Raw genomic sequence first — 25,843 nt, forward strand, 5'->3', positions numbered from 1 at the left:
GACGCGCCCGCGCCGGGCAGCGGTTCACCCTTGCGCGCCCAGTACGCGGCCGGACTCGAAGGCGGCCGCGCTGGTGGGCAGCGCACCGGGCCGACCGCTGTTGAGCACCCGGATCACCCCGGTACCCGTGGTGGGGCGGCCCAGCGCCTCGATGCGCCGAATGGTCTGCGCGGCAACGGCTTGCGCGCTGTCGAAGAGCCGGACGCCGTTTGGCAACGCGGCCACGATCGCGTCGGTCACCAGCGGGTAGTGCGTGCAGCCGAGCACCACGCCTTCCACGCCGGGCGGCGTCCGCTCCGCCGCGCTGCCGATCGCTTCGTGGGCGGCGGTCAGGTCGCCACGGTCGATCGCGTCCGCCAACCCGTGACACGCCACCCCGACCACATCGGCGTCGCCGCCGAACTTCGCGATCAGATCGGCCTGGTACCGGCTCGCCGTGGTCGCCGCGGTGGCCCAGACCGCCACCGACCGGCACACGGCCGCCGCGGGCTTGATCGCGGGCACGGTGCCGATCACCGGCACGTCGGGCCCGACCTCCGCGCGCACGTGCTCCAGCGCCGTCACGCTGGCGGTGTTGCACGGCAGCACGATCACCTCCGCGCCCGAACGAAGCGAGGTCCGCGCGGCGTTCACCACCCGCTCGACCACCCAGTCCTCCGGCTTCGGCCCCCACGGCGCCCCGTCCGGATCCAGCTGCAGCAGCAGATCCACGTCGGGCCGCAACTTGCGCAACCAAGCGGCAGTGGGCAGCAACCCCAGACCCGAGTCGATGAGCGCGACGATCACCGCACCACCGTATTACAGCCCCATGACACCCCCACACGCCGTGCGCGCCCCGGCGCACGCTCCGCAACCGGCGCGCGCTCGCGGGTCACGGCGGCCATAGTGGCGGAGGATTCGGCGACCGGTACCCGCACCTGCTCGATGTCGTAGCCGTTCCGCGGCTCCCGCCGGGCGCGCCCTCAGCTGGGTGCGAGCAACTCGGTCACCGGCGCACCGGACGCGATCTTGGCGCGGGCCTTCATCACCTGGGCCGTCATGCCCGCGCCGACGACGCCGGTGAGGTTGCCGCCGTGGGCGTAGTAGGCGAGGAATTTGCGGCCGTCGTCGGAGGCGATGTGCACCTCGTCGGTCGCGCCGGGAGTGCCGAGGGCCTGGATCTTGACGTCGTACTGGTCGCTCCAGAAGTACGGGACGCGCGCCGCCGTGGGCGGTTCGGCGCCCAGCAGCGCGCAGGCGACCAATTTGGCCTGTTCACCGGCGTTGGTCCAGTGTTCGACACGCTTGCGGAGTCCGGTCTCGTGCAGCCAGGCCGCCACGTCGCCGACCGCCCAGACGCCGTCGGCGGAGGTCCGTCCCACCTCGTCGGCGAGCACGCCGCCACCGGCCGACGGTTCGGCCAGCGCGATCCCGGAATCGCTCAGCCATTCGGTCACCGGCCGCGAACCCACGCCGATCACGACGAGGTCGGCGGCGATCTCGGTACCGTCGGACAGCCGCGCACCGCGCACCCGCCCCGACTCGTCGCCGAACAGGGTGTCCACGCCGATGCCGCAGCGCAGATCCACCCCTTCCGCGCGATGCATCCGCGCGACCAGTTCGCCCACCGCTTCGCCGAGCACCGAGGCCAGCGGCGTCGCCTGCGGTTCGACCAGCACGACATCCACTCCCGCCGCCCGGAAACTCGCGGCGAGTTCGCAGCCGATGAAGCCGGCGCCGACGACCAGCGCGGTGCTCGCGCCGCTCAGATCGGCGCGCAGGGCGACGGCGTCGGAATGGCCGCGCAGCACGTGCACGCCGCGCAACTCGGGCAGGCCGGGCAGACGGCGCGGGCGCAGCCCCGTGGCGATGATCAGCTGGTCATAGTCCAGCGTGGCGCCGTCGGCGAGGCGAACGCGGCGCGCACCGGTGTCGACCCCGACGGCTTCGGTGCTCAGGCGCAGATCGATCTGCTTCTCGGCGTAGAACTCGCTCGGACGCAGTGTGGTGTCATCGGTTTCGCCGCGTACGAACTGCTTGGACAGCGGCGGCCGGTCGTAGGGCAACCGCGACTCGTCACCGACGAGCACGAGGTCGCCTGCATAGCCCGCGCGGCGCAATTCCTCCGCGGTGCGCAGGCCGGCGAGGCCGGCTCCGACGATCACGATCGGCGCGGTCATGCGGCCATCCCTTCAGTGGAATCCGGCCGCCGATTCCGCGGAACCGGCGGTGCGACGAAGCTCACCCTAACCTCTGCTTGGTTCATTCCTCTGTGAGGACCGTCACGCGGAGCGGCCGGTCAACCGTCGCACAACCGTGTCCGTTCCGATGTTGATCGGGCGGTCAATCAGGACTAGACCGAGGTCAGGACATACGCACAGCCTGAGGAGGTACACATGTTCACCGAGAGCCGCGCGCAGGATCTCCTGGCCGTCGTGCTCGGAGCCTTCGCCGCACTGTCACCCCTGTGGGTCGACCACAACAACAACGCCATGTGGGCGCTGATCGTGCTCGGCGTGCTCATCGCGCTCACCGGTCTGGCGCAGATGGCCCGCCCCGACATGGCGTCGGCGGACTACGCGATGGGCCTGTGCGGCCTGCTGTTGTTCATCTCGCCGTGGGCCATGGACTTCACCGCGTACCGCAGCGCATCCTGGACCGCATGGGTAGTCGGGGTGGTGACGGCGGTGGTCGCGGTCGCGGCGCTGCCGACGGTGTCGGGGCGTCTGCACGACATGGCTCCGCATCACTGATGCAGCGACCGGGAACCCGGCGCGCCGGACGCCGCCGCAGCGCGAAAGCCGACGGCGACGCTCGGCAGTTGATCCTCGACGCCGCGGAGGACCTCTTCGCGGCACAGGGATACGACGCCACCGCGACGGCGGCCATCGCCGCCGCGGCCTGCGTCCCCAAAGGACTCGTCTTCTACTACTTCCCGACCAAGGATTCGATCCTGTCCGCCTTGATGTCCGAGCGGGTGCCCGCGCGGCCGATCGACGACATCGGCACCGTGGTTACGCCGGGAGATCCGGCGGCGAGCCTGGTCAACCTCGACGCCGCGCTGAACCTGCGCGACCACCACTCGTCGGTACTGCGGGTGATCCTTTGGCGGGAGGCCGACACCCATCCCGACGTGCGGCGGCAACTGCGCCGCCTGCGCGACCAGATGCTGGAGGTGACCGCGAAGGTGCTCCAGGCGAGCGCCCCCGGCCCGGTCCGTCCCGGAACCCTGCGCGCGTGCGCCGCGGCCTGGGTCTCGGCGATGTTCGCGATCGCCAGCACCGACCGGCTGCACGCGCTCGACGGCGTGCCGCTGCCCACCGCCGACGAAGTGCTGAACGTAGCCCAGGTGGTCGCGGCCGGAATGACCCAGATGGGCTGACTCCCCGGAGTTGTCCACAGCCCGCGCGTTGTCCACATGCGCCGCCGCGCGGGGGTTTCCCGGATCGCCGGTCGATCACGATCGTCGGTATGGAAGCACCGCAACTGATCTCGCGTCAGCAGGCGCTGGCATCCGGTCTGTCCGACAAGACATTGCACCGGCTGTGCAGAACCGGGAAATGGCAGCGCCTGCGCGCCGGGCACTATCTGAGCGCGCCGGGCTCCGGTCTCGGCGCCACCGGCAGGCATCTGCTGATGACGCTGGCCACTGCGGAGTCCACGTCCGACTCCGCCGTCACGAGCCACTGTTCGGCGGCGGTGCTGCACGGGATGACGACCTGGGGCATTCCGCTCGACCGGGTCCATCTGACCAGGAACCGGATCAACGGCGGCCGGCTGAGCCGACGGGTGGTAGTCCATTCGGCTCGGATGGAGCCCGACGAGATCACCTTGGTCGACGACATACGGGTGACCACCCCGGCGCGGACGGTCTTGGACATCGCGCGCTCGGAAGGATTCGAACAGTCCGTCGCTCTCGGGGATTCCGCGCTACGCCAGGGCTTGACCACCACGGCGGAACTGCGGGAACACCTGCGCCGGGCCCGGCGCAGGCCCGGATGCCGCCGTGCCGCTCTCGTCCTGGACTTCCTGGACGGGCGCAGCGCGAACGTCGGCGTGTCCCTGAGCCGGATCCTGCTGCACCGGGCGGGTCTTCCGGCTCCCGAAGTGCAGGCTCGGGTCTTCTCCGATGACGAGATCTGTGTCGGCCGTGTCGATTTCCTGTTTCCCGATCTCGGTGTGATCGGCGAATTCGACGGAAGCGAGCACCGCCGAGCCGCGCCGCCCGCCGCTCGGGTGGTCACGGCGGAGAACGTCCGCGCGGATCGGCTCCGCGCACTCGGCTGGGTGGTCGTGCGCTGGACCTGGGGCGATCTGTCCGCTCCCGCCCAGTTGACCGATCGTCTCCGCGCGGCGATCCGCACGGCCGCGGTACACCACCGTGCCGGCTACTGGACTCCTACCCCCGAACCGTGAACGCGCCGAACCCTTTCAGCGTCCCGCGGGCCGTCACCCGACCCAGCCGAGAGGAACAGCCGACGACTATCCAGGCGCACAGCGGTGGCGAGTCAGGGCTGGTCGAGAAAGTTGACGACGTCGATGGCGAAGCGGGGGCGCCTGAGCGCGCTCACGTGCCCCGCGCCCGGATAGATGGCGAGGTGGGAATCGGGGATGCCGTCGGCGGTGCGGCGGAAAGTGGCGAGGCTGTAGGCGGCGTCTCGTTCGCCTCCGATGACGAGCGTCGGGGCCTGGATCTCACCGAGGCGCTCGGTGATGTCGAATTCGTCCTCCGCGCGGAGAAAGGCGTACGTGTCGGCAGGGTCGCGCGGGCGGCTCAACGGGTCCAGCAACCACATGGCGGCCGCCGCGAGACGAGCGGCGGCGGGCGAGGAGACGCTGCTCGACGCCAGGTGGTGCATCGCGCGGCGCCCGTGCAGAACCGCTTCGGCGTAACGCATCTGGCCTTCCTTGGCGACCGGATCCAAACGGCATCCGGACGACGCGACGACGAGGCGGCGCACGACCTCGGGATGGTCGGCGGTGAGTTGCAGCGCCACCGACCCGCCCGAGGAGATGCCGAGCACGTCGACCGGCTCGCCGAACTCGGCGCGCAGCGCGTCGGCGTGCTCGGCCGCGATCTCCGCCATCGTGATGCCCTGGGCCATGCCGGGCGCGCGGCCCACCGCGTAGACCCGGAAGCTCCGCGCCAGCGGCCGCAGAACTCTCACCTCGGAGTCGAGCATCCGACCGCGGGGATTCGCGTGGTCGGGACTGAACCACCGGAGAAAGACCAGCGGCCGACCGGAACCGATCGCGAAGTACGGCATGCCGTGCTCGAGCACGCCTTCGGTGATCTCGGGCCGCGCGGCCCGCCCGGTCCCGACCACAGCGCCCTCCGCTCAGATCTCCGTCCGTCTTCCCGACGCTAGCGGAGCCTGCCGCGAGCCGCGATTACCTCGGTGGTCAATCCCACCGTGATGTTCTGCACAGCCTCGCGGAAGAGCGCACGGAGCATACTGGCCCGGTGAGTCAGGAGCCCTCTTCGCGTGGAGCCGAGACGCGGCCGTTCCCGCTGGATCCCACGCCTATTCATGTATCCGACGACGTGCTCGCCGACCTGCGGCGGCGATTGGAACTGACCCGCTGGCCGGTCGACGCGGAAAACGACGACTGGTCCTACGGCGTGTCCCGCGACTATTTGCAGGAGCTGGTCGAGTACTGGCGCACCGATTACGACTGGCGTGCGGCCGAGGCCGCACTCAACGCCTATGACCACTACTTCGTCGAGATCGACGGGGTGCCGGTGCATTTCCTGCGGAAGCCGGGCGTCGGACCCGACCCGACGCCGTTGATCCTCACCCATGGTTGGCCATGGACCTTCTGGCATTGGGCCAAGGTGATCGACCCGCTGGCCGACCCGGCGGCGTTCGGCGGCGACCCCGCCGACGCCTTCGATGTGATCGTCCCGTCGTTCCCCGGATTCGGATTCTCCGCACCGCTGCCGAAGAACCCGGACATGAACTTCTGGAAGGTCGCCGACCTCTGGCACGTCCTGATGACCGAGACCCTCGGGCACGCGAAGTACGCCGCGGCGGGCTGCGACGTCGGCGCGCTGGTCACCGGGCAACTCGGGCACAAGTACGCCGACGAGCTGTACGGCATCCATATCGGCTCCGGTCAGAAGCTGACCCTGTTCAGCGGCGACCGCGCCTGGGACATCACCGGCGGCAATCCCATCCCGGAGGGCCTGCCCGCCGCCGTGCACGACCGGATCCTCGAACTGGAACGACGTTTCGCCGTCCACCTGACCGCACATGTGCTCGAACCGAGCACTCTCGCCTACGGGCTGTCCGACTCACCCGCCGGGTTGCTGGCCTGGATCTTGCAGCGCTGGGTGAGCTGGAGCGACAACGGCGGCGACATCGAGTCGGTCTTCGGCAAGGACGACCTGCTCACCCACGCGATGATCTTCTGGGTCACCAATTCCATCGGCACGTCCATCCGCACCTATGCCAACAACAATCGCTATCCCTGGACGCCGTCGCACGACCGGCAGCCGCCCATCGAGGCTCCGACCGGCATCACCTTCGTCGGCTACGAGAACCCGCCGGGCGTCGACACCGACCGGCGCGTGCAAGCGTTCCTCGACAGCGACCGCGGCGATTGGTACAACCACGTCAACCTCACCGCCCACGACCACGGTGGTCACTTCATCCCGTGGGAGATTCCGGCCCAGTGGGTCGACGATCTGCGCCGCACCTTCCGCGGCCGCACCCCGTCCACTGCCGGGTGAGCAGCCACGCGCTGCGCGGACGGCCTTCGCCGGGATGCGAACGCGGCCGGACGGACCGAACCCGCGCGTTACGGCGGCGGCAGACCGGCTGGATCGCGGGGGGCGTGCGTGTGATCGGCGCGGCACCGGAATCGACGTGGCGTAGGAGAGGTATGTGAACTCGCCCAATGGAAGCCGCCTCGTCGGATCCGGGCCGTAAGGTACCGATCATGGTGCCCAGCGAGAGGTCCCAGTCGGTGCAATCGGTCGTCGAGTCCTATCTGCTCGACGGTGCGCGCCGGTACAACCGCACCGAGGTCGCCGAACAGTCGGGGACGACGACGGCGCTCACCCGTCGATTGTGGATGGCGCTCGGTTTTCCGTCGAGCATCGGTGACGAGGCGGTGGACTACACCGACGCCGACGTCGCGGCGGTGCGCAACTTCGAGCAGCTGACCGTGTTGTCCTCGGCCGACACCCGGCAGCAGTCGGCGACCGCGCGCACGCTCGGCCAAGGGATGGCGCGCCTGGCGGAGTGGCAGGTCGACCTGGTGCTCGCGGAGATCGAGGAGCGCATCGCCCGAGCCGATCCCGGCGCCGACCCCGAAGAGACGGTGCGCACCGCCACCGAGGGCGCCATAGCCACGTTGGAGCAGCTGAACACCTATGCCTGGCGGCGGCACCTGGCCGCGTCGCTGTCGCGGTCGCTCGACCCGGGGACGAGCGCGGGCGAGTCGGTGCGCGAACTGGCCGTCGGTTTCGCCGACATGGTCGGCTACACCAGGCTGACCAGGCATCTGCATCCCGACGAGCTGTCCATGCTGCTCGAGGCGTTCGAGTCCACCACCACCGCCGCCATCACCGAGAACGGCGGATGGGTGATCAAGAACGTGGGCGACGAAGTCATGTTCGCCACGGAAAGCGCCGCCGAAGCCGCGCGCATAGCGCTGGCCATCCAGGAGTCCACCATGATGGTCGGGGGCACGCCGGAGTTGCGCGTCGCCCTCGCTTACGGCCCGGTATTGCAACGGTTCGGGGATCTGTACGGCTCGGTGGTGAACATCGCCTCCCGGCTCACCGGCGTCGCGCGGCCGGGCACGGTCCTGATCGATGACCACGCCGCCACGGAGTTGAACGGCGACCCGGCATTCGCGATCAAGCAGTTGCGCAGCGTCCGAGTGCGCGGCTTCAATCGCCTGCGTCCGCACCTGCTGCGCCACAACGGCAGGAACGGCGGATAGCCCCGATCTCCGCCCGACGCCGACGGCCGCCCTAGGCTCGTCCGGTGGACAAGGACTGGTCACAGCTGCGCGCGCGTTGTCTCGTCGAGGAGGACGCGGCGATTCTCGCCCTGCACAAACCCGCCGGGATCTCCGTCATGGGCGAGCGCCACGACACCGATCTCGTCGAGCTGGCGGCGGCCGAGGGAGAAACGCTGTATCCGGTGCACCGGATCGACAAGGTGACCTCCGGCTTGATCCTCTTCGCGAAGGAGCTGTCCGCCCACGGCGAGCTGACCAGGCAGTTCAACAAGCAGACCGCGGACAAGGCGTACCTGGCCGTCGTCGCGGCCACCGGCCTGCCCGATACCGGCGTATTCGATCTGCCGCTCAGCGTGGGGCGCAAGAACCGGGTGCGGATCGCGGCGCCGCGCGAAAGCATCCGCCAGGAGGCGGGCCGCTGGTTCGTGGACGACGCCGACTTGCTGCCCGCCAAGAACTACCCCTCGCTCACCCGGTTCGCGACGGTGCTGCGGGGTCCCGCGCATACCGTTCTCGCGCTGCGCCCGGTGACCGGCCGTCGCCACCAGATTCGCGTCCATTTGGCCTGGACCGGCCATCCGATAGTCGGCGATCCCCTGTTCGACCGCTCCGGCGCCCCCTCGCGGACCTACCTGCATTCCTGGCGTCTCGGCCTCACCGCTTCCTGGCGCACCCCGCCGGAACTGGTCTTGGCCGCCGAGCCCGACGCGGGCTTCTGGGGCCCGCTGCACGAATCCGCCGACCCGGCGGCCTTGGAACGCGCAACCGACCTGTTGCGGACTCTCGCCTAGCCGGGCCGCCCGATGCGGTCTTCGCACAGCCCGTTGCCTGGGCGTCGACCGCTGCGTAGAACGTCGACACTGTGCCCCGGCACGATAACCGCGCCGAATCTCGGCCAGGGCCGTACGGGAATCGGCCCCACAGCCAGCCAGCGCCTATGGGGCGCGCTCGCATAGAGCGGCAAACAGAGCGCGAGTGCCTTCGAGGTCGCTGCTCACCACTGGCGCCATCGCGAAGCACGCAAACCGTCGCCGCTCCGTCGCGCTCGCTCGGCGGCAGATACCGGCTCGCTGTTCGTCCACAGTCATCCCCAGGCGGTCTGCCCGTGTGCACAGAGCCGATGCACCAGGTGGAAACGGTCTATCGGGCCCCTCGAGCAGATCAGTTCGGCCAGCTCGGCGCACGGCCGAGGAGCAAAAGGATGCGGTCGAGGGTCGGAGTGTGTTCCGGAACGGACAGTGCCGGTGCGAAAGCCGCGCCCGGGACGGAGCGCTCCGGACCATCGGGGACGGCGAGGGCGATGGCCAGCGCCGCCTCGGCCACGTCGGGATCGGGTGTGATGGTCTCGCCGATCGAGCGCGCGACATCCCAGGCGTGCACGACGCTGTCAACGAGGTGGAAGCCGATCACGCGAACGGCGGGAATCCCCTGGTCGGGCAAGATCTCCGGCAGCAGCAGCGAGCGCTCGAGCACGTCCTCGGCGGCGAACGCGGCGAGGACGTCGTCGGCGGAGGCGCGATAGTCGGCGACCGGATCGGCCGACGCGCGCACGGTCCAGACATCGAGATCCTCGCTGCCCCGCGCGGCGGCGGCGAAGCCGTGGTTCTGCGTGATCATGTGTTCCAGCAGGTCACGAAGACGCCAACCCGCGCAGGGTGTCTCGGCGTCCAGCGCATCGGGACGGACGCGGTCGACGACGTCCACGCTCAGTCGGACAGAACGGGCATGCCGGTCGCGCAATCCTTCGGCAGATTCAGTAAGCATGAGCTTATCATATGCGCAAGCTTACAATTTGCCAAGCAGTATCGTCGATCCATGTCCAACGCCCGCCCCGATCTCGCCGCGATGATCGTGCCGCTCGGGCGGGCGCTCATGGCCCTCGAACTGCCCATCCTGGAGCGGCACGAACTGTCCATGTGGGGCTACTCCGTATTGCTCGGCCTCGACGCCGAACCCGTCTACACCCAGGCGGCGCTGGCCAAGGCGATCGGCGCGGACAAGACCCGCATCATCGGCGTCCTCGATGAACTCCAGCGCCGCGGCCTGATCACACGCGAACCGGACCCCACGGACCGCCGGGTGAACCTGCTGTCGCTCACCGACGCGGGCCGCACCCTTCGCGACCGCGCCCAGCGCGACATCCAGGCCGGGGAGGACCGACTGCTCGAGCGGCTGCCCGCGCCGGATCGCAGCGCGTTCCTGCGCGCTTTGCGGACCCTCTCCGACACGGTGTCCGACCGCCCCGCCACTTGACTCCCCACGAGTCAACGCAATGTGATCCAGCACACAATGCGACGAGCACCGCTCGTACGGTGGCGAGCGTCATGACGACGCGTAATGCGCAGGTCAACTAGCCTTATGAGGTGCCGCGGACGCGACGCGCGCGCAATCTGACGCAATGCAGCGAACCCCTAGCGAAAGCGAATGCCGATGATCCTGGTTGCTCAGGTCAGCGACACCCATTTCGATCTCGGCACCCGTAACGCCCAGCGTGTGCGGCGGGTGATGGACTTCGTCGCGGGGCTGCGCCGCAAGCCGGACGCCATCCTGGTGACCGGCGACGTCACCGATTCCGGCAAACCGGAGCAGTTCGCGGAGGCCAAGGCCGCTTTCGACGGCGAGATCCCGGTGTACGCGATCCCGGGCAATCACGACGACCGCGCGGGCTTCCGCACCAGCCTGCTCGGCGAGCCCGCCTCCGATGCCCCGATCAACCACGCGCATCGCATCGGCGATCTCACCGTCGCGCTGCTGGATTCGAGCGTTCCGGGGCAGCCGGGCGGACAGCTCGCGGACGAGACCTATGACTGGCTCGGCGGCGTCCTCGACGCGGCGCCCGCGGGCAAGCCGATCCTGCTCGCCTTGCACCACCCGCCCGCGCACCTGTTCAGCCCGATCGTCGACGTGATCTCCCTGGCCGATCCGCAACGGTTCGCCGACCTCGTGGCCGGTGACGACCGGATCGTCGGCGTACTCACCGGGCACGCGCACTCCGCCGCGACGACCACCTTCGGGGGACGCCCGCTGCTGGTGGCCCCCAGCACCGCATCGGTGCTCAGCGGCGAGTGGGAACTCGACCTGCCCGACCACGTCATGGACTACGCGCCTGACCCGGCGGTGGCGCTGCACGTCATCGGTGACGACCACCGCCTCACCAGCCATTTCCGGGCGGTTCCGATGGGCGGCCGGATCGGCGTGCAACCGGTCTGACAGCGGTTTACCCGGCACGTGCCGGGGCAATCGGGAGGCACACGACGCCTACCGGGAGGATCCGCCATGGTCGATCTACCAGCCGCAGTGGTGAAGAACGCGTTCGCGGCCGGAGCCCGGATCCGGCACGCGCGGGTATTCCACCCCTCGGGCTTGCACCTGGCCGGCCGTCTGCACGCGGAGCCCGAATTCGAGCCGCTGTTCGGCAGCGGCGATCGCGCGGTCATCGCACGGGTGTCCAAGGGCATCGGGTTGCCGAACGGCCTGCCCGATGTGCTCGGTCTGGCGTTCCGCGTGCTCGATCGCGACGAGCAGCCTTGGGATTTCGCGCTGGCCACCACCGGCCGGGGACCGCTGGGCCGGTTGGTGATCACCCCCGCGCGCGGTTGGGCCAGCGCCCGGTACGGCTGCCTGATGCCCTATCGGATCAGCAACTCCTCGCCCACCTGGTTCTTCGCCGAGCCGGACAGCGTGCAGCCCGCGTCCGCGTCGCTGGAGGCGATGCAAGCCCACCTCGACGAGGATCTGGTCAGCTTCACCCTCACCGCGGGCCGCCTCGGCGGGCCGACTTGGCGAGTCGCGGAACTCACTCTGCGTCCCGCCGACTCCGCCGAGTACCGCACGGATTACTTCGATCCGATGCTCAATCACCCGGCCGAGGTGGAGTTGTTTCCCAAGGCTGTCGGCAAGATTCGCGAGTTGGCATACATCGGCAGCAGGAGCGGCCGCGGCGAAGAGGGCTAACGCCGGACGGCGCGTTCGCGGCGATAGGCCGCCGGGGTGTTACCGGTCCAGCGTTTGAAGGCGAAGATGAAGGTCGACGCTTCGGCGTAGCCGAGACGGATGGCGACGTCGCTCACCGATAGCGGTGTGGCGGTGAGCATTTCCTCCGCCAGCGCACGACGCACTTCGTCCAGCAGCGCGCGATAGCTGGTACCCGCGGCGTCCAGGTGCCGCCGCAGCGTGCGGGTGCTCATGTTGAGATCGTTCGCCACGGCGTCGATGCCGGGCGGAGCGGCGAATCCGTCCGCGCCGCCGCGCGGCACAAGACGTTCGCGCACCTCGGCCGCGATGCCGGTGCGCGCCCTGCGGCGGTGCACCAGTTCCCGGCACTGCGCCAGGCACATCGCCCAGGTCTGCTCGTTGGCCTGCGGCAACGGTTGTTCCAGCAGCATCGGTTCGATCGCGAACAGGTTGTGCGGCATGCCGAAACGCGGCGGCACGAGAGTCACCTCGGCGATCCGCTCCGCGTAGCCGGGATCGGGAAAACGGAATTCCGCCCTGGTCAGCGGCAGGCGTGTGCCGAGCAGATCGCTCATCACCTGGTGCATCGCGGTGACGTCGCGTTCGACGAGGAACTGCCGCACGTCCGTCGGCACCGCCTCGTCGCGCACCACCGCGACGAACTCGCTGGCGCCCCACTCGGCCACCGGGATGCAGAAGGTGAAGCTGAGGTCCAGATAACGCAGCGCGAAGCTGATCGCCTCCCCGAGTGTCGGGCTGCTGACGCAGGCGAAGCCGAAGATGCCGAAGGTGGTGATCCGGTAGCGGCGACCGACCTCCACACCCAGCGCGGGCCGGTCGGCGAGTTCGCGGACGAGATTGCGGATGACCGTCAGTTCGGTGTGCGCGTCGATCTGGACGTCCGGATCGCGCAATTGCTGCTCGCCGAGCGCGGTGCCGTGCAGCATGCGCGCCGAGGACACGCCGTGTTCGGCCGCGTATCCGACCATCAGCGCCACGCTGGCCACGCCGCGCGGAAAGTTCCAATCGCGGATATCCGGATCCTGTATCCGCTCCACGCGGACATTATGGCCGAAATTCTCTATACGGCGGCACCGCGGCTCCTACAGTGGAGTCATCTACGGTCGTAGTGAGGAGTCTCACATGACAGCGCGCAATCGGCCATCGATACTCATCATCGGCGCGGGCTTCGGCGGCATCGGCATGGCGATCGAGCTACGCCGCAACGGCTTCGACGACATCACCATCCTGGAGCGGGCCGCCGACATCGGCGGGGTGTGGCGGGAGAACACCTACCCCGGCGCGGCCTGCGACGTCCCCTCACCGCTGTACTCGTTTTCGTTCGAACCCAAGCCGGACTGGCCGCAGCGGTACTCGGGACGGACCGCCATCCACGCCTACCTGCGCGCGGTCGCCGAACGTCACGACGTGCTCTCGGCGATCCGCTTCGGCACCAGCGTCAGCGACGCCGAATTCGACGACGCCACCGGCCGGTGGACCGTGCGCACCACCGACGGCAAGAGCTGGATCGTCGACGTGCTGATCTCGGCGGTGGGCCAGCTGTCGCGTCCGTCCCTGCCCGCCATACCCGGCATCGACACCTTCGCGGGCCCGTCGTTCCATTCGGCCGAGTGGGACCACGAGGTCGACCTCCACGGCAAACGCGTCGCCTGCGTCGGCACCGGGGCGAGCGCCGTTCAGTACATCCCGGAGATCCAGCCCGAAGTCGACCGGTTGACACTGTTCCAGCGCACACCGGCCTGGGTGGTCCCGAAGTTCGACACCGACTACTCGCCGGTCCAGCACAACCTGTTCGCGCGGGTGCCGGGCGCGCTGCTGGTGGAGCGGTTCGGGTGGTGGTCGATCGCGGAGTTCATCTCGCTCGGGCTGGTCGAGGTTCCCGCCATCGCCCGGTTCGTGGCCCGCATCGCCTCCCGGCACCTGGCCGAACAGGTCGAGGACCCGCAGCTGCGAGCCAAACTCACCCCGGACTACCCCATCGGGTGCAAGCGCGCGCTGTTCTCCAACGACTACTACCCCGCGCTCACCCAGCCCAACGTGCGGGTGGAGACCACCGCCATCACCGAGATCACCCCGCAAGGCGTACGCACCGCCGACGGGACGACGCACGAAGCCGACGTGATCATCTACGGCACCGGCTTCAAGGGCACGGAGTTCCTCTGGCCCATGGAGATCTGGGGTCGTGGCGGGCGCAGGCTGGCCGACGCATGGGCCGACGGCGCGCACGCGTATTACGGCATGACGGTGCCGGACTTTCCGAATCTTTTCCTCGTCTACGGGCCGAACACCAATCTCGGCGTCGGCTCGATCATCTACATGATCGAATCGCAGGCCCGCTACATCCGCCAGGCCGTGCAATGGCTCGCCGACCACCCCGGCCATTGCGCCGAAGTCCGCGCCGACCTGGAAGAGGATTACAACACCGCGCTCCAGCAGCGTCTGGCCCGCACTCCGTGGAACTTCTGCTCGAGCTGGTACCGCAACTCCGCGGGCCGCATCACCAACAACTGGCCGGGATCGCAGACGAGCTATCGTCGCCGCACCCGCCGCTTCGACCCCAGCGCCTACACCCTCACCCCCGTCGCGTGACGGAGCGCGCTTCGGCGAGCGGGCCCGCCCGGATTCGCCTCGACCCGCCGCCGCCCGCCGGGCTGGCAGACTTGTGCTGTGAATGAACTGGCCCGTCCGGGCGGATCGGATGTGCGCGGCCCGCTGCGTCCGATCGAGTTGGCCACCGGCGCCGTGCTGGGCGGAGCCGCCGTCGGGCTGGTGACCATCGGATCGGTCATCCCGTTCGCCGCCGCGCTCCAGCTGGTCGGCGCGGTCCCGATCGGGCTGATCGCGCATCGTTTCCGGCTGCGCGCCCTGGTCACCGCGACGATCGCGGCGACGCTGGTCACCTTCGTCGCCGCGGGTATGGCGTCCGCGACGGCGCTGGTCGCCTCGGCCACCGTGGGCGGGATCATCGGCGCCGTGAAGCGGCGTGGCGGCGGTGTCGTCGCCGCGTTCGGGCTCTCCTTGCTCGCCGGGCTGGCCTGGGCCGCGTTCGCCGTCGGATCGCTTGCCCTGCTGTCGACCACCCGCGAACTGCTGTTCGACAACATCCGCAACGCGTCGCGCGGCTTCCAGGATCTCGCGGCGCGCCAAGAGCAGCTTGCCCCGCTCGGGCAGCTCGCCGCGGACCTGACCGACTCGGTGCTGCGCTGGTGGTGGGCGTGGGTCGGCGGCAGCGTCGCGCTCGGCATGGTGGCCACCGGCGTCTTCTCCTGGTACGTACTCGGCTCGGTGCTGGACCGGCTGGCCTGGCTGCCCGGCCGGGACCGGCTCGACGCGCCGCAAGACGACCGGCCCGTCGATCCGCTTCCGGTCACGCTGCGCGACGCGGGTTTCCGCTATCCCGGAGCGGCGCGCGATGCGCTGAGCGGTATCGATCTGACCGTTCGGGTCGGCGAATTCGTCGCCGTGGTCGGACACAACGGTTCGGGCAAGTCCACGCTGACCCGCTTGCTGGCCGGGCTGCCGCCCACCTCGGGGTCGGCGCAGCGGCCCGGGTCGGCCGGACTCGGCAAACTCGGCGGGACGGCGCTGGTGTTGCAGCGGCCGGAGAGCCAGACCTTGGGCGTGCTCGTCGCCGATGACGTCGTGTGGGGATTGCCCGCCGATCTCGCCGCCGCGGTGGATGTCGACGCACTGCTCGGCGAGGTCGGGCTCGCCGGAATGGGGGCGAAGGAGACCGCCACGCTCTCGGGCGGACAGCAACAGCGGTTGGCGGTCGCCGCCGCGCTGGCCCGGCGGCCCGCGCTGCTGATCGCCGACGAGGCGACCTCGATGATCGATCCGGACGGGCGGCGGGAACTGGTGGAGCTGCTTGCCTCGCTGCCGAAACGACACTCGATGGCCGTGGTGCTGGTGACCCACCACGAGGCCGACGCCGCGGTCGCCGACCGGGTGGTGCACCTGGCCGGGGGACGCACCGTGGCGCATCTGCCCGCGTGGCCGCGTCCGGCGCAGGACACGCGACGCAGGCCGATGGGCGCGCCGGTCCTCGAACTGCGCGACGTCCGGCACACCTACAACCGCGCGACACCGTGGGAGGCGCCCGCCCTGCACGGCGTCGACCTGTCCGTGTGCCAGGGCGAGGCCCTGCTGATCGTCGGCGGGAACGGCTCGGGCAAATCGACCCTGGCCTGGATCATGGCGGGCCTGATCGAACCGAGTTCGGGTCGGTGCGAGCTGCGCGGAAAGCCGATCGGCAAGCAGATCGGCCGGGTCGGGCTGGCGTTCCAGCACTCCCGGCTGCAACTGCAGAAGCAGACCGTCGGCGCGGAGATCGCGGACTGGGGCGGTCGCGCCACAGGTTCGGGCGCGGTCGGCCGCGCGCTGGACGCGGTCGGGCTGGACCGTTCGCTGGCCGCGCGCTCGGTCGAGGAACTCAGCGGCGGCCAGGCCAAGCGAGTGGTGCTCGCGGCGATCGTGGCCAGCCATCCCCAAGTGGTCGTGCTCGACGAGCCGCTGGCCGGTCTCGACCCGGAGGGCCGGGCCGACATCGTGGAACTGCTCGCGCGGTTACGGGATTCCGGCTTGACGCTGATCGTCATCTCGCACGACGTGGCCGACATGGCGGCGGTGTGCGACCGGACGGTGCGATTGCAGTCGGGACGCATTCTGGGCGCGGAATCGGCGCGGCAGACAGCGCCGGTGCCGAGTGACTCCGCCACGCGAGCCGATTCCGGACGGAACCCGGTGCGCGCGCCCGGAGAGACCGCGTGGCGGCTCGAGCACGGAGGTCGATCATGAGCACCGTTCTGCTGCGTCAGGTCCCGGTCGACAGTCCGGTCCACCGGTTGTGGGCGGGCACCAAGATGATCGGGGTGTTCCTGATCAGCCTGCTGCTGATGTTCCTGCCGTCCTGGCCGGTGCTCGGTGTGATGGCGGCGTTCCTCGTCTTCGTGGGCGCGGTTGCCCGGCTGCCGCTGGGCACTCTGCCACGGCTGCCGTGGTGGTTCTGGGCGCTGCTCGGCGCGGGAGCCCTGATCAACGTGCCGGTCGGCGGCACGGCGGTGCTGCGCTATGCCCAGGTTCTGGCCTTCGGCCTGATCCTGGTGGCGGCCTCGTTCCTCATCGCGTGGACCACGCCGATGGGCGACATCGCGCCCGCCCTGGCCAAGCTGGGCGCGCCGTTGCGCCGGCTCCGGATTCCGGTGGACGAATGGGCTGTCGTCGTCGCGCTCACCTTCCGCGGTCTGCCGCTGCTCATGGAGGAGATCCGGGTGCTACGTGCCGCTCGCAGGCTGCGCCCCAAGGACGGCATGATCGCCCGCGCGGCCGACAACCCGCTCATCGACATCCTCACCGCCGCCATGGCGGTATCCACCCGCCGCGCCGGTGAATTGGGTGAGGCGATCACCGCACGCGGCGGCACCGGGCAGCTCACCGCCCGTCCCAGCGCACCCGGCCTGCGCGACGCTGTCGCGCTCGTGCTGGTAGTCGGCGTCTGCCTCGGTTCCATCGCGCTGCACGTGGTGCTGTGAGCGCGGTGAAAGGTGGGCGTAAATGCGGGGTCGAACGGGATCCTGGTCGGTTGCTGCCCCTGATGGCCGTCGGTGGAATTCCGGCGGGTCAATTCGCTGACCATTTGCAGACCGACTGGTACCTCTCGAAAAGACCCCGCAGGGAACCCCGGATGCGCCTCGCGCACAACGCATACGTCTCGAACGCATAGCAGCCGGTTCCGATACGGCGCACAGAGCACCGATCAGTACCACCGGCTGGGTCACCCGGTTCGCAGTCGCACCCCCGCGACCAGGACGTGCTGCCACGCCCCAGTGCGACACCAGCGAAAGCCCTTGTGGTACTGCGGCTTACACCTATCGGCGACGCGATGTGAAAGGCTCGGAATCGATGCCCCGATTCGGCGCATTACACCTTCATCCACCCGCGCGGAACCGACCGGTGCGATCAGAGCACCCCGGACCCGCACGAATGAATAGCCGATAGCTATAACTCATCAGGTGGCAAAAGTCGAAAGAATACCCTCTGAAATCGTGTCCCAAACCCCAAGGGCCACAGTACAGTTATCACTCGGAAGTAACTGTCTTTTGGATCACATCACGGATGGACACGTCGGCGGGGGAAGGAATTTCGGCGTGTGTCGCGTTCTCTAATGCTTGTAACCTGATGAAGATTGGATACCGAGAATGATTCTCCGGAGAGTCACCGCCGCCGCCGCTCCACTCGTCGCCGCACTCACGGTCGGGGCAGGCATCGCGCACGCGGAACCGGCTGCGGCACCGGTCCCGGATATCGGGTACCAAGCCCAGCTGGTCGGCGACAAGATCGTCACGACACTCACCGCAGGCACGTTCGACGTGCGCGGCGACGCCGTGGACATCAAAGACACCGCAGGCAATGTCGCGGTCACGCTGCCGCTCGCCTTCCGCCAGGACGGGCTCGAATACCCCATGCCCCACCTCGTGCGGGACGCGGGCCGCGTACTGGAACTGACCGTCGTCAAGGACGCGGTGCAGGCTCACCCGGCGGCAACGCCGGTCGCGTCGCCGTTCGAGAACCAGCGCGCGATGGATGCCTTCCTGTCGCAATTCGGCATCGCCACCGCGGTCGGCGGGTTCATCGGCACGGTCATCGGCGCGCTCGTCGGATTGACCGGCCTCATCGGCGGTCCCATCGGAATCGGCACCGTGGTCGCCGGTGCGGGCATCGGCGGCATCATCGGCACGATCGTCGTCGGCGGTCCGGCCTTGATCATCGCGGGCATCGATCTGATCAGCACGCTGGCCGCCCAGCCCGGCACCACCAAGTGGATGGACACCACCGGGCGTTCGCAGAACTGACCGACGCCAGCGAGCACGACGCGCACCGAATCGGCCGGGATCCGGTGCGCTCTCGTCTGTGCGCACCAGTCGGTGCCGCCCGGACGCGATGCCGCGACTCGCGATCACACATCCGGCTCCATCGCCGGGAGTACCGCGGTCGATCTTCGAGGCGGTCGTCCACCTACCGCTCATGGCATCCAGGAGCCGCCGGCAGACCGGCGAACCGGTCGGCGAGGAAGTTCATCGCGCCCGGCGCCTCACCGATCGCCGTCGGGTTGTGGGTGGGCAGCATCGAGTGCACCGAGGTGACGGTCGCGCCCAGGGCGCAGTACCGGCCGACCAAGTCGGTGAAACCCGCTACGGGGATCACGTCGTCGGTGCGGCTGTGGTACAGGTACATCGGCGCCTCCGGCGCGCTGCCGCCGAGTTCCTCGACTTCGGTGGCGGCGCGAAATGCCGGGTGCGAGAACACATCGGGCACAGCGGCGAAGTCGGCGACCTGCGCACCCGCGTATATCGGCACCAGATCGGACCCGCAGGCCGCGCCGTTCTCCACCAGCGCCGCGAGCCCCTGCTCGTTGAGCAAGTCCAGCACGCCCCCGGCAGGATCGTTGCGGGCGAGCGCGAACAGGATGAGCAAAGCGAGCCCGGTCTGGATGGTGCCGTCCGCGTCGGCGGCTATGGCGGGCCAATCCGCGGGGATCCCGCCGGAAGTGATGCCCGCGAACCGGACGTCCGGCGCGTACCACGGCTGCAGCTGCGCGGCCCACAGCGTGGCGAACGCTCCGCCGGAGTAGCCCCAAGTGCCGATGGGCGTCGCGGGCCCGAGCCCGGCTTGCGGGAGATCACGGGCCGCCCGGATGCCGTCCAGCACGCCGCGTCCGGAGTTAACGCCATCCAGGAAGCGGGACCGCGGCCCCTCGTAGTCGCTGACCACCACCGCCCACCCGCGGCGTAGCGCCTCCGCCATGAACGGCGTGTCGATCAGCGTGTTCACCGCGCCGGAATCCCAGCCGCCGCGCAGCGCGAACGACGGCGCGCAGCGCGTGCCGAGACTGTCCTCGGCCACCTGGTACGACAGCAGCGGCCGGGAGCCGGGCCCGAACCACGGCAGCATCGGGACCAGCACGGTCGCCACGTCGGCGACGGGATCTTCGCTCGAGTCGGTGCTGCGGTATTTCACCTGCCATGCCGAAATCGGCAGGGGCAACCCGAACAACGCGATCGGCCGGGAATCCAGCACGGCGCCGTCGTGGTAGCGCGCGAGATCCGCGGGGGCGGCGTAGAACGGGTCTCGATCCGGCGGCGGTAGCTCGGCGTGTGCCGCAGGCGCGGCGGCCAGACAGGCGGCCAGCACGAGCAAGGCGGCCAGCAGAACCCGCGGGATCGTCGTGCGCACAGATCGGTCGCGCGCCTGCGCGATGACAGGCACTGCATCGGCGTCCTTCATCAGAGCCTCCCCAGTTCCGGCGAGGCGGCAGATGTCCCGGCGCGGTCAGCGGCGGCTCACCTGACCTCCAGGCTTTCCACGGTACTGCCGGGCCGACCGACCCGGCAACGGTCTATCGCAGGTCACACCCACCGCCGCCGCTGTCCGTGCGGCTGGTTACAGTGTTGGCCAAAACACCCCCAGCGCAAGCGAATAGCTGTCCGGCGCGACCCCGCCCGCAGCGCGAGCGCAACGAAGAGGAGTAGCCGAGCATGCGGCATGGCAACGGACTGGACATCCCTGAAGGACTCGCCGATGTGTGCGCCCCGGACCGGATGGCCGTGATCGTCTACGACATGCAGGTCGGTGTGCTCAGCCAGTTGCCGGACGGCCCGGAGATCATCGAGCGGGTGGTGGGGGTGGTCGACGCGGCGCGTTCCGGCGGCTACCCGGTGGTGTTCCTACGCCATTTCTTCCTGCCCGAGCGGCTCAGCGGAACCTTCGCGCTGCGGATGGCCATGAGCTGGCAGCAGGTGGATTCGGTGGACAAGGTGCGCTTCATCCTGCAGCGCGACACCCCCGCCTTCGAGCTCGTGCCCGAACTGCGGCCGCGCGCCGACGAGGTGGTGTTCGACAAGACGTCGATGTCGGCCTTCGAAGGCACTCCGCTGGCCTCGATGCTGCGCGACCTGCGCATCGGCGCCTACGCGATCGCGGGCGTCGCGCTGGAGATCGGCATCGCGCCCACGGTCACGCATTCCACCGATCTCGGATTCGTGCCCGTGGTGATCAGCGACGCGGTCGGCGGCCGGGACAAGGAAGCCATGGCGCGGGCTTACGACGATTTCGAGTTCCAGGGCCACGCGCTCGTCACCGATATCGCGACCATCACCCCGCTGCTCACGGGCGCGGGCTGAGCCGCGAACGGGACCCGGCCCCGGTGCCGGGTCCCGTTCGAAGATCACTGCTCCCGCAGGGCTTTCTTGGCCGCGTCCTGGGCGGCGTCCACCTGGCCGGAGTACTTGTTGCCCGTCTTCTCGTCGACGAGGTCGCCCGCCTTGTCGATGACCGCGTCCAGCTTGTCCGCGTTCTTCTGGGCCAGGTCCATCGCCTTACCCGCCAGGTTCTTGAAGTCCACCGTGCACTCCTCGTTTCGAGCTGGGAACAACCGCGCCTCAACCCTACCCAGCGCCGGGCGCGGGCCCGAGCCATGCGGGATGCCACAAACGACCCATCTCGGTCCAGTTCATGAACCGCACGGTGCCACCGAGTTTCGGCGTCACCCACACCGCTTCCTTGCGTTCTTCGGCGGTGAGTTCGTTGTCGAACGGCGAGGTCTTGCGTTCCAGCTTGCGCAGCCGCGCGGCCAGCTCCCGCATGTCCGGCTCGCTGAACCCGGTTCCGACCCGGCCGACGTAGTACAGCAGACCGTCGTGGGGAATGCCGATCAGCAGCGACTTGAACTCCCGCGCCGCGCTGCGCCGCCACCCGCCGATCAGCACCCGCTGGGTACGCCAATTGCGCTGCTTCACCCAGGCGTGCCCGCGTTTGCCAGGTAGGTACACCGAGTCCTTGCGTTTCGCGACCACGCCCTCCAGCCCGTGCTCCTGGCTGTAGCGCAGGGCATCGGCGCCCGAGCCGTCCAGTCGCGGCGGCACCACCAGCGACGGCGCGTTCGCCGCGAGCGCCTCCAAGACCCTGCGGCGATCGGCATATCGTTTGCGCAGCAGCGACGTACCGTCCAGGTACAACACGTCGAACGCGACGAACACCGCACGCGCCGCGTCGGCTTGCAGCAGACCGAGATTCGCGACGCCGTGATCGTCGAAGACGACGGCCTCGCCGTCCAGCACCACCTGGTGTGCGGACAGTTCCCGCCGCAACGCCGCGATACCGGGGTAGCGATCGGTCACCACGTTCCCCGCCCGGCTGCGCAAAGTCAGCGCGTCGTTGTCGATCTCGGCGATCAGCCGGAAGCCGTCCCACTTCGTCTCGAAGCACCACTCGTCGGCGCCGAGCTCGGCGACCTCGCCGTGCGTCGCGAGCATCGGCGCCAGACCGCGCGGAAGCGTCGCGGGCCCGTTCGACGGACGGATGATCCGGCCCGGCGGCTCGTCCGGCTCCTCCCGCGGTTCGGCGCCGTTCCGCGCGCGCATCAGATGCATCAGCCACTGGTTGCCGTTGGTCTGGATCAGCGCGTACCAGCCGTTGAGCCGCTTGCCGTGGAATCGCACGATGACCTCGTCGTCGCGCCACTTCTCGGTCTCGTAGGTGCCGGAGTCCCAGATCGTCATCTCCCCGGCGCCGTACTCGCCTTTCGGGATGGCGCCGTGGAAGTCGAGATACTCCATCGGATGGTCCTCGGTGTGCACGGCCAGACGGTTCTGGTCGGTGGAGATCGGCGGCCCTTTCGGCACCGCCCAGGACACCAGGACCCCGTCGCGCTCCAGCCGCACGTCCCAGTGCAGGCGTCGCGCATGATGTTCCTGCACGACGTAGCGGTTGTTCGTCCCCGGCGCGGGCGACTCGGCGGGTACCGGTTCGGGCGTGCGGGCCGGATCGCGCATCGACCGATACTTGGTCAACGCGTCGGGCGAGGACGAGGCGTCCGGCGCGATCCGCGGATCCAGCTCGGCGAGCAGATCGCCGTCGGACCGGTACCTGGCCAGTACCTCGTCGAACCGCAAGTGCCGCAGCTTCTTCCGGTTCTCGATCTCCTTCCACGTGCGCGGCGCCGCGACGTTCGGCTCGGTCCGTCCCCGCATCGAATAGGGCGCGATGGTGGTCTTGGCCGGGTTGTTCTGGCTCCAGTCCAGGAAGACCTTGCCGCCGCGCGCCGCCTTCGCCATCGTCGCCGTGACCAGGTCCGGTTGCAGCCGTTGCAGATTCGTGGCCACCTGTTTCGCCACCGTGGACGCGCCGCCCGAACTGAGCGCGCGATCCAACGGCACGTACAGGTGAATTCCCTTGCTGCCGCTGGTCACCGGGAACGCGTGCAGCCCGATGCCCTCGACCATCTCGCGCACCGCGAGCGCCACCTCGGCGCATTCGGCGAGCCCGACGCCCTTGCCCGGGTCCAGGTCGAACACCAACCTGGTCGCCGGGCCCATGCTGTCGTCGTCGAAACGCCACTGCGGCACATGGACTTCCAGCGCGGCCTGTTGCGCCAGCCAGGCCAGCCCCGCTTCGGAATCGATCAGCGGATAGACGACCTTGCGATCGGAATGGCGCAGGGTGCGCCGCTCGATCCAGGAGGGCGCGTGCGACGGGAGATTCTTCTCGAAGAAGGAGGGTTCGTCCACCCCGTTGGGCCAGCGCTTCCGGGTGACCGCCCGCCCGGCGATGTGCGGCAGCATGGCGGGCGCGATCGCCGAATAATAGGCGATCACTTCGCCTTTGGTCGTTCCGGTGGCCGGGTACAGCACCTTGTCGAGGTTGCTCAGGTCAACCTCGATACCACCGAACTCGCGGCGGGCCGCCATATCCGAAGTGTAGCGGCGGAGGCCGCGGTGCGGCCTCCGCCGTGGGCTCAGGCGTGCGGTCCGGACTGATCCGGCGGAACCACCTTCTTGGCGGCCTCTTTGCCCTTGGCGATCTGGTCCGAGTACTTGCCGTGCGTCTTCTGATCGATGAAGTCACCGGCCTTGTCGACCGCTTGATTGATCTTGCCTGCGTTCTTGGCCGCCGCGTCCTTCCCCTTGTCGACCAGGCCCTTGACCGTATCCGCGAAACTCATCGCCGTGATCCTTCCTGTCGCCGATTGTCCGGAGTCGTTCAGCCGATATTCTCCCACCACGTATCCGCGGGTGGGGCGCTCGACGGGTCCACACGCTGTCCCGGCATCGGCACCGCGACGTCGGTGCCCGCCGCCCGCGCCGCGGCCACCATGCGCGCGACCGGCTCGGACCAGCCGTGGAAGGCGAGATTGAAGGTGGCCCAGTGAATGGGCACCAGCAATCCGTGGCCGGGATTCCCGCCGCACAGGTCGGCGTGTGCCCGGACCGCCTCCTCGGGATTCATGTGCACGTCCGGCCAGCGCTCGTCGTAGGCGCCGATCGGCAGCAGCGTCAGATCGAACGGGCCGAGCGCCGCACCCGCCTCGGCGAACGCCTTGGTGAAGCCGGTGTCGCCGCCGAAGTAGGCCCGCCGGGTCGGACCTGCGATCGACCACGAGGCCCACAACGTCGTGTTGCGCAGCAGTCCGCGCCCGGAGAAATGCCGTGCCTCCGTGCAGGTGATCGCCAGATCCACGCCGTCGCGGTCCCGGCCGAGCTCGGCGAGCGTCACCGAACCGCCCCAGTCCAATTCGACGATGCGATCCTCCGGGACACCCCAGTGTCGCAAGTGCGCGCCGATACCGATCGGCACCAGAAACGGTGCGCTCTGGCGGGCCACCAACTCCCGGACGGTCTCCTTGTCCAGGTGGTCGTAGTGGTCGTGGGAGATGAGTACCGCGTCGATCGGCGGCAGGTCGGCCAGCGGCTGCGGCACGGGATGCATGCGCGCCGGGCCGACCAGCGGCGACGGCGAAACGCGCTCGCTCCACACCGGATCGGTGAGGATCCGGTACCCGTCGACCTCGATCAACGTCGTGGCGTGGCCGTACCAGGTGACGGCGAGAGCGGCCGCCGTGTCCGGTTGCTGCGGCGTCCGCAATGGGATGCTGCCCCGCGGCCGGCCCACGTTGCGCTGGGTCAGCGCCGAGACCAGCAGCGAGGGAGCCGAACCGGCGACCACTTGGCTACTGGGCTCGGTGTTGTGGAACTGTCGATCGCGATAGGTGGTCGCACCCACCGCGTACGGCTGGATCGCCGAGATCGAAGCGCCCATCGCCGATGGGATGTCCCACACCGCCCGCACCACCCAGGTGAGGCCGAGCGCGCCTGCCGCGGCGCCCGCGATCCGTCTGATGTCCATCATCGCCCCACAAACTTCGCGGGGCGCTTTTCCTGCCTGGCCAAACGACCCTCCTTGGCATCCTCGCTCGTCCACGCGGCCTCCAGTGCCGCGCGCTGCTGCGCGGTTTCCGGATCGCGCGTTCCGTCGTCATTGAGCACCAGCTTCATGTGCCGCAGGGACAGCGGGGCCAGCGCCGCGATGTGCTTGGCCCAAGCCTGCGCGTCGGCCACGGTGCCGATCCGGTTGGCGAACCCGAACGCGTAGGCGTCGTCGGCCGATATCTGCTCGGCCCCCAGCAACACCGTCCGCGCCGGACCGCCGCCGATCAAAGCGGCAAGCCTGCGCACGGTCCACCGATCGACGGTGATGCCCAGTTTCGCCGCGGGGACCGCGATGTACGCCTCCGGCGCGATCACCCGCAGGTCGGAAGCGAGCGCCAACTGCACACCGGCGCCGATCGCGGCGCCGTTGATCGCCGAAATCACCGGGACCGGGGCCGATTCGATAGCGTGCAACATTTCCAGCAATCCGGACAGGAAATCGTCCGAATACACCCCGGACAAGTCGGCGCCCGCGCTGAACACCGGGCCCCGCCCGGTCAACACGATGGCCCGGGCCTGGTCGGCGACCGCGGCGAGCACTGCCTCGCGCAGCAGTGTCACGAGTTCGTGATTGAGCGCGTTGCGGCGCTCCTCCCGCTGAAGTTCGATGGTGACCACGTCACCATCGCGGCTGACCCCGAGCATGCGACCTC

Annotated in this window: 25 protein-coding genes; 14 read left to right on the forward strand and 11 right to left on the reverse strand. The window is 69.3% G+C overall.

Annotated features, from left to right (window positions below):
- Positions 1 to 24: 24 nt before the first annotated feature.
- Complete coding sequence (locus ABZW96_RS15110; RefSeq protein WP_355074858.1) at positions 25 to 786, reverse strand: aspartate/glutamate racemase family protein; 762 nt, start codon at positions 784 to 786, stop codon at positions 25 to 27.
- Between the two features lie 176 nt (positions 787 to 962).
- Positions 963 to 2,159 carry an FAD/NAD(P)-binding oxidoreductase gene (locus tag ABZW96_RS15115; protein ID WP_355074860.1) on the reverse strand — a complete coding sequence of 399 codons (1,197 nt, stop codon included), beginning with the start codon at positions 2,157 to 2,159 and terminating at the stop codon, positions 963 to 965.
- A gap of 216 nt (positions 2,160 to 2,375) precedes the next feature.
- Between ABZW96_RS15115 and ABZW96_RS15120 the strand changes: the two genes are divergently transcribed.
- The 3 genes from ABZW96_RS15120 (at position 2,376) to ABZW96_RS15130 (ending at position 4,395) form a co-directional block, all read left to right on the forward strand.
- Positions 2,376 to 2,732 (forward strand): SPW repeat protein, encoded by a 357-nt coding sequence (locus tag ABZW96_RS15120; RefSeq protein ID WP_355074862.1) that lies wholly within the window; start codon positions 2,376 to 2,378, stop codon positions 2,730 to 2,732.
- Positions 2,732 to 3,361 (forward strand): TetR/AcrR family transcriptional regulator, encoded by a 630-nt coding sequence (locus ABZW96_RS15125; protein ID WP_355074864.1) that lies wholly within the window; start codon positions 2,732 to 2,734, stop codon positions 3,359 to 3,361. The genes ABZW96_RS15120 and ABZW96_RS15125 overlap by 1 nt, the downstream gene beginning before the upstream one ends.
- Positions 3,362 to 3,450: 89 nt before the next feature.
- Positions 3,451 to 4,395, forward strand: coding sequence for a type IV toxin-antitoxin system AbiEi family antitoxin domain-containing protein (locus ABZW96_RS15130; RefSeq protein WP_355074866.1), 945 nt, complete (start codon positions 3,451 to 3,453; stop codon positions 4,393 to 4,395).
- Positions 4,396 to 4,487: 92 nt separating this feature from the next.
- Here the strand turns inward: ABZW96_RS15130 and ABZW96_RS15135 are convergent, their stop codons facing one another.
- On the reverse strand, positions 4,488 to 5,306 hold the full coding sequence (locus ABZW96_RS15135; protein WP_355074868.1) for an alpha/beta hydrolase: 819 nt from the start codon (positions 5,304 to 5,306) through the stop codon (positions 4,488 to 4,490).
- A 137-nt stretch (positions 5,307 to 5,443) separates the two neighbouring features.
- On the opposite strand from ABZW96_RS15135, the gene ABZW96_RS15140 reads away from it, so the two are divergent.
- From ABZW96_RS15140 to ABZW96_RS15150, 3 genes are all read left to right on the forward strand, one after another.
- On the forward strand, positions 5,444 to 6,712 hold the full coding sequence (locus ABZW96_RS15140) for an epoxide hydrolase family protein (protein ID WP_355074870.1): 1,269 nt from the start codon (positions 5,444 to 5,446) through the stop codon (positions 6,710 to 6,712).
- Between the two features lie 209 nt (positions 6,713 to 6,921).
- On the forward strand, positions 6,922 to 7,932 hold the full coding sequence (locus ABZW96_RS15145) for an adenylate/guanylate cyclase domain-containing protein (RefSeq protein ID WP_355074872.1): 1,011 nt from the start codon (positions 6,922 to 6,924) through the stop codon (positions 7,930 to 7,932).
- 44 nt (positions 7,933 to 7,976) lie between these two features.
- Complete coding sequence (locus ABZW96_RS15150) at positions 7,977 to 8,744, forward strand: RNA pseudouridine synthase (RefSeq protein WP_355074874.1); 768 nt, start codon at positions 7,977 to 7,979, stop codon at positions 8,742 to 8,744.
- Between the two features lie 370 nt (positions 8,745 to 9,114).
- Here the strand turns inward: ABZW96_RS15150 and ABZW96_RS15155 are convergent, their stop codons facing one another.
- Positions 9,115 to 9,717 carry a TIGR03086 family metal-binding protein gene (locus ABZW96_RS15155; RefSeq protein ID WP_355074876.1) on the reverse strand — a complete coding sequence of 201 codons (603 nt, stop codon included), beginning with the start codon at positions 9,715 to 9,717 and terminating at the stop codon, positions 9,115 to 9,117.
- Between the two features lie 51 nt (positions 9,718 to 9,768).
- Here ABZW96_RS15155 and ABZW96_RS15160 point away from each other — a divergent pair, with 51 nt between their 5' ends.
- The 3 genes from ABZW96_RS15160 (at position 9,769) to ABZW96_RS15170 (ending at position 11,907) form a co-directional block, all read left to right on the forward strand.
- A complete protein-coding gene (locus ABZW96_RS15160) occupies positions 9,769 to 10,206 on the forward strand; it encodes a MarR family transcriptional regulator (protein WP_355074878.1) in 438 nt (145 codons plus the stop codon).
- A 171-nt stretch (positions 10,207 to 10,377) separates the two neighbouring features.
- Entirely contained in the window at positions 10,378 to 11,163 is a 786-nt protein-coding gene (locus ABZW96_RS15165) for a metallophosphoesterase (protein ID WP_355074880.1), read from the forward strand.
- Between the two features lie 66 nt (positions 11,164 to 11,229).
- Positions 11,230 to 11,907: a phosphodiesterase gene (locus ABZW96_RS15170; protein WP_355074882.1), complete on the forward strand. Its 678-nt coding sequence runs from the start codon at positions 11,230 to 11,232 to the stop codon at positions 11,905 to 11,907.
- Here the strand turns inward: ABZW96_RS15170 and ABZW96_RS15175 are convergent.
- Complete coding sequence (locus ABZW96_RS15175; protein WP_355074884.1) at positions 11,904 to 12,965, reverse strand: AraC family transcriptional regulator; 1,062 nt, start codon at positions 12,963 to 12,965, stop codon at positions 11,904 to 11,906. The genes ABZW96_RS15170 and ABZW96_RS15175 overlap by 4 nt on opposite strands.
- Before the next feature lie 85 nt (positions 12,966 to 13,050).
- On the opposite strand from ABZW96_RS15175, the gene ABZW96_RS15180 reads away from it, so the two are divergent.
- The 4 genes from ABZW96_RS15180 to ABZW96_RS15195 all read left to right on the forward strand — a co-directional run bounded on the left by ABZW96_RS15180 (position 13,051) and on the right by ABZW96_RS15195 (position 18,779).
- Positions 13,051 to 14,517 (forward strand): NAD(P)/FAD-dependent oxidoreductase, encoded by a 1,467-nt coding sequence (locus tag ABZW96_RS15180; RefSeq protein WP_355074886.1) that lies wholly within the window; start codon positions 13,051 to 13,053, stop codon positions 14,515 to 14,517.
- Between the two features lie 78 nt (positions 14,518 to 14,595).
- The gene (locus ABZW96_RS15185) at positions 14,596 to 16,725 is read left to right on the forward strand and encodes an ATP-binding cassette domain-containing protein (RefSeq protein WP_355074888.1); all 2,130 of its coding nucleotides are present in this window, start codon (positions 14,596 to 14,598) and stop codon (positions 16,723 to 16,725) included.
- Entirely contained in the window at positions 16,722 to 17,459 is a 738-nt protein-coding gene (locus ABZW96_RS15190; protein ID WP_355074890.1) for an energy-coupling factor transporter transmembrane protein EcfT, read from the forward strand. Before ABZW96_RS15185 ends, ABZW96_RS15190 begins: the two co-directional genes overlap by 4 nt.
- Positions 17,460 to 18,125: 666 nt before the next feature.
- Positions 18,126 to 18,779 carry an ammonium transporter gene (locus ABZW96_RS15195; protein ID WP_355074892.1) on the forward strand — a complete coding sequence of 218 codons (654 nt, stop codon included), beginning with the start codon at positions 18,126 to 18,128 and terminating at the stop codon, positions 18,777 to 18,779.
- Between the two features lie 163 nt (positions 18,780 to 18,942).
- Here the strand turns inward: ABZW96_RS15195 and ABZW96_RS15200 are convergent, their stop codons facing one another.
- Positions 18,943 to 20,211: a lipase family protein gene (locus ABZW96_RS15200; RefSeq protein WP_355074894.1), complete on the reverse strand. Its 1,269-nt coding sequence runs from the start codon at positions 20,209 to 20,211 to the stop codon at positions 18,943 to 18,945.
- Positions 20,212 to 20,462: 251 nt separating this feature from the next.
- Here ABZW96_RS15200 and ABZW96_RS15205 point away from each other — a divergent pair, with 251 nt between their 5' ends.
- Entirely contained in the window at positions 20,463 to 21,107 is a 645-nt protein-coding gene (locus ABZW96_RS15205; protein WP_355074896.1) for an isochorismatase family cysteine hydrolase, read from the forward strand.
- 44 nt (positions 21,108 to 21,151) lie between these two features.
- Here ABZW96_RS15205 and ABZW96_RS15210 read toward each other — a convergent pair whose 3' ends face one another.
- Genes ABZW96_RS15210 through ABZW96_RS15230 form a run of 5 tightly spaced genes read right to left on the reverse strand, consistent with a single transcriptional unit; the run spans position 21,152 to position 25,835 of the window.
- Positions 21,152 to 21,328, reverse strand: a complete 177-nt coding sequence (locus ABZW96_RS15210) for an antitoxin (RefSeq protein WP_355074898.1) — start codon at positions 21,326 to 21,328, stop codon at positions 21,152 to 21,154.
- Between the two features lie 43 nt (positions 21,329 to 21,371).
- A complete protein-coding gene (locus ABZW96_RS15215; protein WP_355074900.1) occupies positions 21,372 to 23,672 on the reverse strand; it encodes an ATP-dependent DNA ligase in 2,301 nt (766 codons plus the stop codon).
- A gap of 47 nt (positions 23,673 to 23,719) precedes the next feature.
- A complete protein-coding gene (locus ABZW96_RS15220; protein WP_355074902.1) occupies positions 23,720 to 23,926 on the reverse strand; it encodes an antitoxin in 207 nt (68 codons plus the stop codon).
- A 38-nt stretch (positions 23,927 to 23,964) separates the two neighbouring features.
- Positions 23,965 to 25,110 carry an MBL fold metallo-hydrolase gene (locus ABZW96_RS15225; RefSeq protein WP_355074904.1) on the reverse strand — a complete coding sequence of 382 codons (1,146 nt, stop codon included), beginning with the start codon at positions 25,108 to 25,110 and terminating at the stop codon, positions 23,965 to 23,967.
- The gene (locus ABZW96_RS15230) at positions 25,107 to 25,835 is read right to left on the reverse strand and encodes an enoyl-CoA hydratase (RefSeq protein ID WP_355074906.1); all 729 of its coding nucleotides are present in this window, start codon (positions 25,833 to 25,835) and stop codon (positions 25,107 to 25,109) included. Before ABZW96_RS15230 ends, ABZW96_RS15225 begins: the two co-directional genes overlap by 4 nt.
- Between the last annotated feature and the right edge of the window lie 8 nt (positions 25,836 to 25,843).

This window comes from Nocardia sp. NPDC004168 (genome assembly GCF_040610355.1).
Lineage (GTDB): Bacteria > Actinomycetota > Actinomycetes > Mycobacteriales > Mycobacteriaceae > Nocardia > Nocardia sichangensis.